Annotated in this window: 10 protein-coding genes; 6 read left to right on the plus strand and 4 right to left on the minus strand. The window is 70.6% G+C overall.

What is annotated here, in order from left to right:
* Window positions 1-8: 8 nt before the first annotated feature.
* A complete protein-coding gene (locus ACWFRU_RS14410) occupies window positions 9-1,883 on the minus strand; it encodes an ABC transporter ATP-binding protein (protein WP_453686818.1) in 1,875 nt (624 codons plus the stop codon).
* 199 nt (window positions 1,884-2,082) lie between these two features.
* Between ACWFRU_RS14410 and ACWFRU_RS14415 the strand changes: the two genes are divergently transcribed.
* Entirely contained in the window at window positions 2,083-4,374 is a 2,292-nt protein-coding gene (locus ACWFRU_RS14415) for a glycoside hydrolase family 3 N-terminal domain-containing protein (protein ID WP_453686738.1), read from the plus strand.
* A 48-nt stretch (window positions 4,375-4,422) separates the two neighbouring features.
* Here the strand turns inward: ACWFRU_RS14415 and ACWFRU_RS14420 are convergent, their stop codons facing one another.
* Window positions 4,423-5,289 carry a GNAT family N-acetyltransferase gene (locus ACWFRU_RS14420; RefSeq protein ID WP_453686739.1) on the minus strand — a complete coding sequence of 289 codons (867 nt, stop codon included), beginning with the start codon at window positions 5,287-5,289 and terminating at the stop codon, window positions 4,423-4,425.
* A 334-nt stretch (window positions 5,290-5,623) separates the two neighbouring features.
* Between ACWFRU_RS14420 and ACWFRU_RS14425 the strand changes: the two genes are divergently transcribed.
* From ACWFRU_RS14425 to ACWFRU_RS14435, 3 genes are all read left to right on the plus strand, one after another.
* Window positions 5,624-7,012, plus strand: coding sequence for a family 2B encapsulin nanocompartment shell protein (locus tag ACWFRU_RS14425; protein WP_453686740.1), 1,389 nt, complete (start codon window positions 5,624-5,626; stop codon window positions 7,010-7,012).
* Window positions 6,999-8,420 (plus strand): SufS family cysteine desulfurase, encoded by a 1,422-nt coding sequence (locus ACWFRU_RS14430; protein WP_453686742.1) that lies wholly within the window; start codon window positions 6,999-7,001, stop codon window positions 8,418-8,420. Before ACWFRU_RS14425 ends, ACWFRU_RS14430 begins: the two co-directional genes overlap by 14 nt.
* A gap of 74 nt (window positions 8,421-8,494) precedes the next feature.
* Window positions 8,495-10,030: an AMP-binding protein gene (locus ACWFRU_RS14435; protein ID WP_453686744.1), complete on the plus strand. Its 1,536-nt coding sequence runs from the start codon at window positions 8,495-8,497 to the stop codon at window positions 10,028-10,030.
* A 47-nt stretch (window positions 10,031-10,077) separates the two neighbouring features.
* Here the strand turns inward: ACWFRU_RS14435 and ACWFRU_RS14440 are convergent, their stop codons facing one another.
* Together ACWFRU_RS14440 and ACWFRU_RS14445 are read right to left on the minus strand one after the other, a co-directional pair.
* Window positions 10,078-10,407, minus strand: coding sequence for a Zn-ribbon domain-containing OB-fold protein (locus tag ACWFRU_RS14440; protein ID WP_453686820.1), 330 nt, complete (start codon window positions 10,405-10,407; stop codon window positions 10,078-10,080).
* 230 nt (window positions 10,408-10,637) lie between these two features.
* Complete coding sequence (locus ACWFRU_RS14445) at window positions 10,638-11,348, minus strand: TetR family transcriptional regulator (protein WP_453686746.1); 711 nt, start codon at window positions 11,346-11,348, stop codon at window positions 10,638-10,640.
* Window positions 11,349-11,457: 109 nt separating this feature from the next.
* Between ACWFRU_RS14445 and ACWFRU_RS14450 the strand changes: the two genes are divergently transcribed.
* Complete coding sequence (locus tag ACWFRU_RS14450; RefSeq protein ID WP_453686748.1) at window positions 11,458-12,243, plus strand: electron transfer flavoprotein subunit beta/FixA family protein; 786 nt, start codon at window positions 11,458-11,460, stop codon at window positions 12,241-12,243.
* Between the two features lie 52 nt (window positions 12,244-12,295).
* The coding region (locus ACWFRU_RS14455) for an electron transfer flavoprotein subunit alpha/FixB family protein (protein WP_453686750.1) at window positions 12,296-12,816 on the plus strand (521 nt) is incomplete at its 3' end.

The following is a 12,816-nucleotide window of genomic DNA, read 5'->3' on the forward strand; positions in this document are numbered from 1 at the left end:
CGCGCGTTCTACGCCGCCACCTGCACCGGCTTGTGCGCGAACTGGGTGCGGTAGAGCTCCGCGTACCGGCCTTCCGCCGCGAGCAACTCCTCGTGCGTCCCGCGCTCCACGATCCGCCCGGCCTCGACGACGAGGATCTGGTCGGCGGACCGGACCGTCGACAGGCGGTGCGCGATGACGATCGCGGTGCGGCCCTCAAGCGCCTCGGCGAGCGCCTCCTGGACCGCGGCCTCCGAGGTGTTGTCGAGGTGCGCCGTGGCCTCGTCGAGGATGACCACCCGCTGCTGGGCGAGCAGCAGCCGGGCGATGGTCATGCGCTGGCGTTCGCCGCCGGAGAGGCGGTAGCCGCGCTCGCCGACCACGGTGTCGAGGCCGTCGGGCAGGGAGCGTACGAGGTCTTCGAGGCGGGCCCTGCGCAGGACGTCCCACAGGTCGTCCTCGGTGGCCTCGGGGCGGGCGAGCAGCAGGTTGGCGCGGACCGACTCGTGGAAGAGGTGGCCGTCCTGGGTGACCATGCCGAGGGTCTTGCGCATGGACGCCGCGGAGAGGTCGCGGACGTCGACACCGCCGATGCGCACGGCCCCGCCGTCCGTGTCGTACAGGCGGGGCAGCAGTTGCGCGATGGTCGACTTGCCCGCGCCGGACGAGCCGACGAGCGCCACGGTCTGGCCCGGCTCGGCGCGGAAGGAGAGGCCGTGCAGGACTTCCTCGCCGCCCCGGGTGTCGAGGGACGCGACCTCTTCGAGGGAGGCCAGGGAGACCTTGTCGGCGGACGGGTAGCCGAAGCGGACGTCGTCGAACTCCACCGCCACCGGGCCTTCGGGGACCTCACGGGCGTCCGGCTTCTCGTCGATCAGCGGCTTCAGGTCGAGGACCTCGAAGACCCGCTCGAAGCTGACGAGGGCGCTCATGACCTCGACGCGCGCTCCCGCCAGGGAGGTCAGCGGCGCGTAGAGGCGGGTCAGGAGCAGGGCCAGGGAGACGATCGCGCCCGCCTCCAGGGTGCCGTTCAGGGCGAAGTAGCCGCCGAGGCCGTAGACGAGGGCCAGCGCGAGGGCCGAGACCAGCGTGAGCGCGGTGATGAAGGTGGACTGCGCCATGGCCGTGCGGACACCGATGTCCCGCACCCGCCGGGCCCGCGTGGCGAACTCCTCCGACTCGGCGCCGGGGCGCCCGAAGAGCTTGATGAGGGTGGCGCCCGGGGCGGAGAAACGCTCGGTCATGCGGGTGCCCATCGCCGCGTTGTGGTGGGCGGCCTCGCGCTGGAGCCTGGCCATCCGGGAGCCCATGCGGCGGGCGGGCACGATGAAGACGGGGAGCAGGACGAGCGCGAGGAGCGTGATCTGCCAGGAGAGCTTGAGCATGACGGCCAGGGTCAGGAGCAGCGTGACCACGTTGCCGACGACTCCGGAGAGCGTGTTGCTGAACGCGCGCTGGGCGCCGATCACATCGTTGTTCAGACGGCTGACGAGCGCGCCGGTGCGGGTGCGGGTGAAGAAGGCGACGGGCATGCGCTGCACGTGGTCGAAGACGGCCGTCCGCAGGTCGAGGATCAGCCCCTCCCCCAGGTTCGCCGACAGCCAGCGGCCGAGCAGTCCGAAGGCGGCCTCGGCGACGGCGATGGCGGCGATGAGCAGTGCGTACCGGACGACCAGCGAGGAGTCGCCGTCCTTGACGATCACGTCGACGACGCTGCCCGCGAGGACGGGGGTCGCGACCGCGAGCAGCGCGGTGATGATGCTCAGGAGGACGAAGTAGACGATGCGGCGCTTGTGCGGACGGGCGAAGGTCCCGATGCGGCGCAAGGTGGCGCGGGCGAAGGGACGGCGGTCCTGCTCGGCGTGCATGACGCTCTGCAGCTGGGTCCAGGCTGTCGTTTCCATGCTCATGAGAAGAACGTAGAACCTCAAGTTTCCTTGAGGTCAAGCGTTGGGTGCGAGACACCCGAACGAGGCCTCCGGGCGAGCCTCCCGCGCGTCCCTGCCGCATCCCTTGACCCGCATGTAACAGGAACGTACTTTCGCTTCAACTCTTGTGGCCATCACAGAGGTTGTCGACTTCCTGATGCGAGAAGGCGAACACATGCGTGAGCTACGAAGGCGTACTCTGCTGTCCGCGATCGGCGGCACGGCCGTCGCGGGAGGCGGCCTCACCGCCGCCGGCACCGGGAGCGCCCAGGCCGCGCAGCGCCGACCGAGCCCCACAAGACCCCTCGACCCGAAGATCGAGAAGCTGCTCGGCCGTATGACCGTCGAAGAAAAGCTGGGGCAGTTGCAGCAGCTTCCCTGGTCGGTCAGCACCGGCCCCGGCGGCAGCGAGACCAAGGACGTCGAGGACGCCGCGCGGGCCGGGCGGCTCGGCTCGGTCCTGAACATCTTCGGCGCCAAGAGCAGCAACGCCCTGCAGCGCATCGCGGTGGAGGAGTCCCGGCTCGGCATTCCCCTGCTCTTCGGACTCGACGTCATTCATGGCCTGTGGACCACGTTCCCGATCCCCCTCGCCCAGGCGTCGAGCTTCGACCCGGACGTCGCGAGGCGGGACGCCGAGGTGTCGGCGAAGGAGTCCCGCTCCAACGGCGTGCACTGGACGTTCTCGCCGATGATGGACGTCACGCACGAGCCGCGCTGGGGCCGGATCGCCGAGGGCTGCGGCGAGGACCCGTACCTCACGACGGCGTTCGCGGTGGCCAAGGTGGAGGGTTACCAGGGCACGAAGGGTTCAGGACTCGACGCCAAGGACCGCGTCGCCGCCTGCGCCAAGCACTTCGTCGCGTACGGCGGCGCCGAGGGCGGCCGGGACTACAACACGGTCGATGTGTCGGAGTCGCGCCTTCGCAACCACTATCTGCCGCCGTTCAAGGCCGCGTTGGACGCGGGCGTGGCCACGGTGATGGCCTCCTTCAACACCATCAGCGGCGTGCCGGCCCACGGCAACCCTCACACGCTCACCGACATCCTCTACAAGGAGTGGGGCTTCGACGGCTTCGTCGTCAGCGACTGGAACGGCGTCGACGAACTCGTCGCGCACGGCTTCGCCGAGGTCGGCGCCGACGCGGCGCGCCTCGCGCTGAACGCCGGTGTCGACATGGAGATGGCCAGCACGGACCTGGCCAAGCACGGCAAGAAACTGCTGCGCGGCGGCAGGATCAGCGAGCGGCGCCTCGACGAGGCGGTCACGCGCATCCTGCGCCTGAAGTTCGCACTCGGGCTCTTCGACCATCCGTACGTCGACGAGAGTGCCGCCATCGATGGACCGTCCGCCGAGGCCCGCGAGGCGGCCCGCGAGACCGCCGCCCGTTCGATGGTGCTCCTGAAGAACGAGGGCAAGGCGCTCCCGCTCAAGAAGTCCGTCGGGTCGATCGCGGTCCTCGGCCCGTTCGGCGACTCCGACGATCTGCTCGGCACGTGGACGTTCCCCGGCGCGGCCAAGAAGTTCCCCTCGGGCAAGGTCCTCGCCGCGGTGCGGGCCGCGGCTCCGCGGGCGAAGGTGACGTACGCGAAGGGCGTGGACCCGGAGGGCGAGGACACCGGCGGCATCCCGGCGGCGGTTGCCGCGGCCAAGAAGGCGGACGTCACCGTCGTCGTGGTCGGCGAGGCTCCGGCGATGAGCGGCGAGGCCGCCGCACGCGGCGACATCAGCCTGCCGGGCGCGCAGGAGAAGCTGATCGAGGCGGTCGCCGGGACAGGCAAGCCGTTCGTGGTGGTCCTGGTCAACGGCCGCCCGCTGACCGTCGGCGGCTGGCTGACGTCGGCACCGGCCGTCCTTGAGGCCTGGCACCCGGGACTCGAGGCGGGCAACGCCATCGCCGACGTGCTGTTCGGCGAGGTCAACCCGGGCGGGAAGCTGCCCGTGTCGTTCCCGCGGACGGTCGGCCAGATTCCCGTGCACTACAACCACGAGTCGACGGGCCGCCCGTACAAGGCGGACAACAAGTACACGTCCAAGTACCTCGACCTGCCCCCGACCCCGCAGTTCGCCTTCGGCCACGGGCTCTCCTACACGTCCTTCGAGCTCGACGAGCCGAAGCTCAGCCGCGACCGCGTGTCGGCACGGGCCCTGCGCGAGGGCGACACCCTGGAGGTCGCGGTCGGCGTCCGCAACACGGGTGACCGCACGGGCGACGAGGTCGTCCAGCTGTACGTCCACGACATCGCGGCGAGCATTGCGCAGCCGGTGCGCAAGCTGCGCGGTTTCCGCAGGGTGACGCTGAAGGCGGGCCGATCGACGACCGTCCGCTTCCGGCTCGGCGCCGAGGACCTCGGGTTCTGGACGAACGCGCAGGACGGCGAGTTCCGTGTCGAGGAGGGGGCGGTGGACCTCTACGTCGGCACCAGCTCGGAGGCCGAGGCGAAGAAGAGGCTGACGATCACGTAGCGCCCGCGAAGGGAGCCGGGCCCCCCGGAGGGCCCGCCCCCCAGCGGATCAGCCGAGTTCGAGCGTGGTGACGCCGAAGACGCGCTCCGCGGCCATCTCCCGCACCGGTCCCGTGTACATACGCGCGGTCGGGAACGTGGGCTTCATGCCCCGGGCCTCGGCGAGGGCGACGGCGTGCGGCTGGGTCTCGGGGACGTCGATGACCACGGGGGTGTCGTCCGCCTCGGCCGTCAGCGCGTCGAAGAGCTCCTCCGCGTCGGCGCGCGAGTCCGCGAACAGCGGCCCGATGCGCAGGGCGCCGTGGGCCGGGCGCAGCACGCCGTACCCGGTGATGGTGCCGTCGACGATCCGGGCGAGGGCGCGGTGCCCGGGAGCCGTCAGCCAGGACTCCAGGAAGCGCGGGCGGTCCGCGGGGTAACTCGCGGCGTCGTACGCGGTGATCGCCCGCAGTCCTGCGGCCTCGACCGGCAGGACCCGTGCGGGGCGCGGGCCGCCTCCGGGCAGGGGGCCCACGTACCGGATGGTGCGGTGGGCGAGCTCGAAGCCCGAACGGCGGTAGTTGTCCTGCTGGGCGACCACACCGTCGAGGCCGATGGTGCGCTTCCCCGCGTGGGCGAGGGCCGCCCGCCAGGTGGCGAGGCCGTAACCGCGTCCTCGCTGGTCCGGGCGTACGAGGTAGAACCCCAGGAAGGCGTACAGCTCGTCGTAGTTCACGACCGAGATCGCGGAGACCGGCTCACCTGATTCGTCGCCGAGGCGGCCGATGAAGAAGCCCTCGGGGTCCTGCGCGAAGAAGGAGGGGGCGTCCCGCAGGCCCGGATTCCAGCCCTCGTCCGCCGCCCAGCCGCTGACGACCTGCCAGTCGTCGAGCGTCGCCCGCGAGACGGTGAGCCGCCCAGGGACCGAATCTGTCATCGCTGCACCCTTCGTGAGACGGAGGGGACCACCCCTCGCACCGGAACCATCCTTCCCGACTCCTCACCCCGATACCCGAGACATAAGCGCTCCTTTCAGGGGTGCTTGGGTCCGGTATCGGGATGATTTGAGCCCGATATCCGGTGTGGAGCGATTCCCCGGAGGAGCCCTGGGATGGTGGTTCCAGGGGCGTGCGGCCAACTGTCCGGCCATTTCCGGCCTTTTCTCAACTAGCCCCCATAAACAACCACTTGCGGTCATGGAACGACCCCGAAGACGATCGGCGCCGATGCCCTCGCGGCAACCGCGAAAGACCGTCTTCCAGGAGGTTCCAGTGAACGACCGGCTCGCACTCGGCCCGGATGCCGCACGGCAACTGGCGACGACCACCAAGACCACCCCCCAGATGCGCGGCATCACCCCGCGCTATCTCCTGCGCGCCCTGCCCTGGGTGGACGTCGAGTCGGGCACCTACCGGGTGAACCGGCGCAGGACGTTCGTGCTCGGCGACGACCGCGTCACCACGTACGAGGAGAGCGGCTCGCAGCGTGTCGTGCCCGGCGACTTACGCGAGATCCCCTATCTCCGTGACGCCGACGACGCGCTGCTCGCGGAGCTGGCGGGCGCCTTCACCGAGGTCCCCTTCGAGGCCGGGCAGGTGCTCGCCCAGGAGGGCGACCCCGCCGACCGGCTGTGGGTGGTCGTGCACGGCAGGGCCGAGAAGCGGATGACCGGCCGGTACGGCGAGGACGCGCTGCTCGAAGTCATCGGCGACGGCCAGTTCTTCGACCTCGGCTCCTGGACCAGGAGCGAGCCGATGCCGTACCGCGTCAAGGCGCTCACCCCCGGCCTCGCGCTCTGCGCGGACCGCGGCGCGCTGGCGCAGCTCGCCGACCGGGACGAGGCGCTGGGCGGCGCGATCACCGCGTACTGCGACGGGGACACCATGACGCCCGGCGCCGAGGTGCCGGTGGATCTGACCGCCGGGCATGTCGGGGAGCCGGACCTGCCGGGGACGTTCGTCGACTACGAGGACGCGCCCCGCGAGTACCACATGACGCTCGCGCAGACGGTGCTCCGCGTGCACACCCGGGTCGCCGACCTCTACAACGGGCCCATCGACCAGACCCGCGCGCAGTCCAACCTGACCATCGCGGCGCTGCGGGAACGGCAGGAGGCCTCGATCCTGAACCACCCGGAGCACGGCCTGTTCCACAACGTCTCCGCCGGGCAGCGGGTCCAGGCACGCACCGGCGCCCCGACGCCCGACGACCTGGACGAACTCCTGACGCGGGTCTGGAAGCAGCCCGGCTTCTTCCTCGCCCACCCCAGGGCGATCGCCGCCTTCGGCCGGGAATGCACGCGGCGCGGCGTGCCCCCGGTGACGGACAACCGTTACGGCAGCCCGCTCCTGACCTGGCGCGGTGTGCCGCTGATCCCGTCGGACAAGGTGCGCTTCTCGGGCGGCATGGGTCCCGGCCTCGGCACCACCGAGATCCTGCTGATGCGGACGGGCGAGGCCGAGCAGGGCGTGGTGGGCCTGCGGCCTTCGGGCGTGCCCGACGAGGTCGAACCGGGCCTGTCCATGCGGAACATGGGCGTCGACCAGAAGGGCATCACGTCGTACCTGATGACGGCGTACTTCAACGCCGCGGTCCTGGTCGAGGACGCCATCGCCGTCCTGCAGAACGTCGAGGTGTCCAACTACCATGACTATTCCTGACGTCACGAGGCTCGGGGCGGGCGTCCCGGGAACGACGCTCGGGACCGGCGTCCCGGGAACGACGCTCGGGACGGGCGTCCCTGGGCTCCCGGACGTGGCACCCGCGGACGTGCCCCGCACGGCCATGGCCCGCACGGACATGCCCCCCGCAGCCACGGCTACCGCGCCGGGCGCCCTCCCGCAGCTGCAACCCCCGGGGTTCTCGCCCGAGGCGGCCCGCCAGGACATCCCGATCCTGCACCGTACCGTCAACGGCCACCCCCTCGTCTGGCTCGACAACGGCGCCACCACGCAGAAGCCGCGCCAGGTCATCGAGGCACTCGGCGCCTTCTATGGCGCCGCGAACTCCAACATCCACCGCGGCGCGCACACGATGGCGCGCGAGGCGACCCAGATGTACGAGGCGGGGCGGGCCGCGGTCGCCGGGTTCCTCGGGGCGGGTTCACCGGACGACATCGTCTTCGTGCGCGGCACGACCGAGGCGATCAATCTGGTCGCCCAGAGCTGGGGGCGGGCCAACCTCGGGCCCGGGGACGACATCCTGGTGGCCACCCTCGAACACCACTCCGACATCGTGCCGTGGCAGTTGATCGCGAAGGAGACCAGGGCCCGGGTCGTCCCGATCCCCCTGACCCCCGAGGGCGCGATCGACCAGAACGCCTACGCCGACCTCCTCTCGTCCCGCACCCAACTCGTCGCCGTCAGCCACGCGTCGAACGTCCTCGGCACCGTCCCGCCCGTGAAGGAGATGACCGCCCTCGCGCACCGCTACGGCGCCAAGGTCCTGGTGGACGGGGCACAGGCCGTCGCGCACTTCCCGGTCGACGTAACTGATCTGGACGCCGACTTCTACGCCTTCTCGGGGCACAAGCTCTTCGCCCCGACCGGCATCGGCGCGCTCTACGCCAAGCCGGAGATCCTGCGGGGCATGCGGCCGTGGCAGGGCGGCGGCAACATGATCGAGTCGGTCGACTTCACCCGGACGACGTTCGCGCCGGTCCCGCACCTCCTGGAAGCCGGCACGGGTCACATCTCGGGCGTCGTCGGCCTCCTTGCCGCGCTGAACTGGTTCACGTCCTTCGACCGGAACGCCGTCGCCGCGTACGAGACCGCGCTCATGACGTACGCGCAGCAGGCCCTGGCCACGGTGCCCGGCCTGGAGGTCCTCGGTTCGGCGCCCGAGCGCATCGCAGTCCTCACGTTCACCCTCGCGGGCCACGATCCGGCGGGCATCGCGGACTGGCTCGACCGCGACGGGATCGCCGTCCGCGCGGGCCACCACTGCGCCCAGCCCGCGCTCGCCCACTACGGCCTGGAGTCGGCCGCCCGCGCCTCGCTCGCGCTCTACAACACGTCGGAGGAGGTGGATCAACTGGTGGCGTCCCTGCGACGGCTCCAAGCAACCTAGCGTCGGGGTGTCCGGTTTCCGCCGGGGCGTGGTCGGATAGGCGGCGTACATCGACTGAGCTTCTGGAGGCCAGGATGTTCGTCCCGTTCGGGGCCCTTGATTTTCTGGACCGCGCCACGACCGTGTACGGGGACCGGATCGGCATCGTCGACGAACCCGTTCAGCCGGCCGAGCCCTGGGAAGGGCTCACCTACCGGCGCGTGGGTGAGCTGGCGCGGGCCCAGGCCGCCGGGCTGGACGCGCTCGGGGTGCCGCACGGCGCACGCGTGGCGGTGGTCTCGCCCAACAGCGCCCGGCTGCTGACGTCGTTCTTCGGCGTCAGCGGCCACGGCCGGGTCCTCGTGCCGGTCAACTTCCGTCTGTCGGCGGAAGAAGTGGGGTACATCGTCGGCCAGTCGGGCGCGAGTGTCCTGCTGGTCGACCCCGAACTGGAGGACCGCCTCTCCGGGGTGACCTGCAAGCACCGCTACACGCTGGGAGCGGACGCCGACAAGCAGCTGTACCGCTTCGACACCGAGCCCGAGCCCTGGCAGCACGACGAGAACGCCACCGCGACCATCAACTTCACCAGCGGAACGACCGCGCGCCCCAAGGGCGTTCAGATCACGCACCGCAACATCTGGGTGAACGCCCTGACGTTCGCGCTGCACGCCGGGGTCACGGACCGGGACGTCTATCTGCACACCCTGCCGATGTTCCACGCGAACGGCTGGGGCATGCCGTTCGCGATGGCCGGCATGGGCGCGCGCCAGATCGTGCTGCGCAAGGTGGACGGCGCGGAGATCCTGCGCCGGGTGGCCGAGCACGGCGTCACGGTGATGTGCGCGGCACCCGCCGTGGTCAACGCGGTGCTCGCCGCGGCGCGGACGTGGGAGGGGGAGATCCCGGGGCGCGACCGGGTGCGCATCATCGTCGCGGGGGCGCCGCCGCCCACCAAGACGGTCGAGCAGGTCGAATCGGAGCTCGGCTGGGAGTTCATCCAGATCTACGGCCTCACCGAGACCTCCCCCCTGCTCACCATCAACCGCACCCGCGCCGAATGGGACGGCCTCACCTCGCAGCAGCGCGCGGAGAAGCTGGTCCAGGCCGGCGCCCCCGCGCTGGGCGTCACGCTGCGTACGTCGGAGGAGGGCGAGGTCCTCGCCCGCTCGAACGTGATCCTGGAGGGCTACTGGGAGCAGCCGGAGGAGACCGCGAAGGCGCTGGAGGGCGGCTGGTTCCACACGGGCGACGGCGGGACGATCGGCGCGGACGGCCATCTGACGATCAGCGACCGCAAGAAGGACGTCATCATCACCGGCGGTGAGAACGTCTCGTCGATCGAGGTAGAGGACGTCCTGTTCAGCCATGCCGCGGTCGCCGAGGTCGCGGTCATCGGGGTGCCGGACGAGAAGTGGGGCGAGACCATCAAGGCTCTGGTCGTGCTCGCCCCCGGCGCGCAGGCCACCGAGGAGGAGCTCATCCGGCACTGCAAGGAGCACCTCGCCGGGTTCAAGGCGCCGACCTCGGTGAAGTTCCGGGAGGAACTGGCCCGCACGGCCACCGGAAAACTCCAGAAGTACAAGCTGCGCGGGCCCTATTGGGAGGGCCGCGAGCGCGGCGTCAACTGACCCCTCGGCACTCCGGCCGCACAGCACTCCGGCTGTGCGGTGCGGGTCTACCAGTCGTCGCTCGCGTTCGTCTCGCAGAGCTCGAAGACGGCCTCCCCGGTCTCCGGGTCGGACCCGGCCACGGGCCGCACGCGCGCGCCGACCCACACCAGATGCGGCGAGGCGCCCACGACACGACAGCGGAACACGAAGCCCTCGGGAAAGCGGACGAGGGACTCGTTGCGTGCGGTGCCGGTGTAGCGGTTGACCACACTGGACTGGACGACGACGCCCTCGCCGTCACTGCGCTCGGACTCCAGATCGCTGGACGCGCACACCGGGCACAGCATGCGCCGGAAGGACGCGGTGCCGCACCATCGGCAGCGCTGGTAGATCATGCCGGTTCGCTCGTGCTCTGTCGGCGCGATGCTCAATTCCTGCTGGGACACGTCTCGACCCCCTGCATTGACCTGCACTCGGCTCGGATTGCGCCACGCTCGGCGTCGACGCATCCGCACCATATGGCACTGAGTGCCAATCGGTAAAGGTACTGAGTGCTACTCGCTCCTTCTCGTTCGGCCGCCGAACCGGGGCTCAGTCCCGGGCGGGGCGCAGCCCTGGCCGAGTCTCAGTCCTGGCCGAGGGCCGATTCGACGCGCTGGACCACCCGCCACATGGGGGCACGCTTGGAGACCACCATGACGACGACCTCCTCATCGGCGCCGCCGGCCGCTCCGTCCCCGCCTGTGGCGCCGCTCCCCCACCCGTCCCGTACGAGTTCGAGCGCGTGGTCCACGGCCGCCTCGGCGTCACCGTCGCCGCCCGAACGCAGCCAGGAGCGCAGGGCGTTGTTGTGCGCGGCGACCACGGCGGCGGCGATCACCTCGGCGCGCAGGGAGCCGTCCTCGGCGTCGGCGTAACGGCCGCGGAGGTAGCCGGCCATGGTGCGTTCGTAGCGGCGCACCACGGAGAGTTCGTACGTACGAAGGCCGGGGACCTCTTGCGTGAGGCGGTAGCGCTGCACGGAGAACTCGGGGTTCGTGGCGTACATCCGCAGCACGATCCGGGCCGCGTCGCACACCGCGTCCACGGGGTCGGCGCCGTCGGCCGCTTCGAGGAAGGCCGTCATGTCGGCCAGGCAGCTCTCGTGGTCGGGGAAGACCGCGTCCTCTTTGGACGGGAAGTAGCGGAAGAAGGAGCGGCGCCCGACCCCGGCCCGCGCCACGATGTCGTCCACCGTGGTCTGCTCGAAGCCCCTCTCCAGGAACAGCTGGAACGCCGCCTTGGCGAGCACCTCCCGCATGGGGGCCTTCTTCGCTGGTCCGCGCGCCTCAGTCATGCGGGGAACGTAGCATCGTGAGGGCCAGTCTGGCACTACGTACCTTTACAGGGGGTACTGAGTGCCATACCGTCGTCATAACGAACCACACCCAGGTAGGAGAGCCGGCGTGAGCTTGAGGATCGTTGTCACCGTGAAGTACGTGCCTGACGCCACCGGCGACCGGCACTTCGCCGATGACCTGACCGTCGACCGGGACGACGTGGACGGCCTGCTGTCGGAGCTGGACGAGTACGCGGTCGAGCAGGCGTTGCAGATCGCCGACGAGGCGGACGACGCGGAGATCACCGTGCTGACGGTGGGTCCGGAGGATGCCAAGGACGCGCTGCGCAAGGCGCTGTCGATGGGTGCGGACAAGGCCATCCATGTCGAGGACGACGATCTGCACGGCACGGACGCGCTGGGCACGTCGCTGGTGCTGGCCAAGGCGATCGAGAAGGCCGGCTACGACCTGGTGATCTCGGGCATGGCGTCCACCGACGGGACGATGGGTGTGGTGCCGGCGCTGCTGGCCGAGCGTCTGGGCGTGCCGCAGGTCACCCTGCTGTCCGAGGTCTCCGTGGCCGATGGTGTGGTCAAGGGCCGCCGGGATGGGGATGCGGCTTCCGAGCAGCTGGAGGCGTCGCTGCCGGCGGTGGTGTCGGTGACCGACCAGTCGGGCGAGGCGCGCTACCCGTCCTTCAAGGGCATCATGGCGGCGAAGAAGAAGCCGGTGGAGGCCTGGGACCTGTCCGATCTGGACCTGGAGGCCGAGGAGGTGGGTCTGGAGGGGGCCTGGACGAAGGTCGAGTCGGCCACCGAGCGTCCGGCGCGTACCGCGGGCACGATCGTCAAGGACGAGGGCGAGGGCGGCAAGCAGCTGGCCGAGTTCCTCGCGGGCCAGAAGTTCATCTGAGCCCCGCCGTCCCCCTTCCCGCTTCCTCGTCTTTGTAAAGGATTGCAATCCCATGGCTGAAGTTCTCGTCTATGTCGACCACGTGGACGGTGCCGTCCGCAAGCCCACCCTGGAGCTGCTGACGCTGGCCCGCCGCCTGGGCGAGCCGGTCGCCCTCGCCCTCGGTAACGGCGCGGCGGACACCGCGGGCGCGCTGGCCGAGCACGGCGCCATCAAGGTGCTGACCAACGACGCCGCCGAGCTCGCCGACTACCTGGTGGTGCCCAAGGTGGACGCGCTGCAGGCCGCCTACGAGGCGGTGTCCCCGGCCGCCGTGCTGGTGCCCTCCTCGGCGGAGGGCAAGGAGATCGCGGCGCGTCTGGCGGTGCGTATCGGCTCGGGCATCATCACCGACGCCGTCGACCTGGAGGCCTCTGATGAGGGCCCGGTCGCCACCCAGTCGGCGTTCGCCGCCTCCTACACCACCAAGTCGCGGGTCTCCAAGGGCACGCCGGTCATCACGGTCAAGCCCAACAGCGCCGCGGTGGAGGCCGCCCCGGCCGCCGGCGCCGTCGAGGCCCTGGAGGTGTCGTT

Source organism: Streptomyces sp. NPDC055099 (assembly GCF_053607685.1).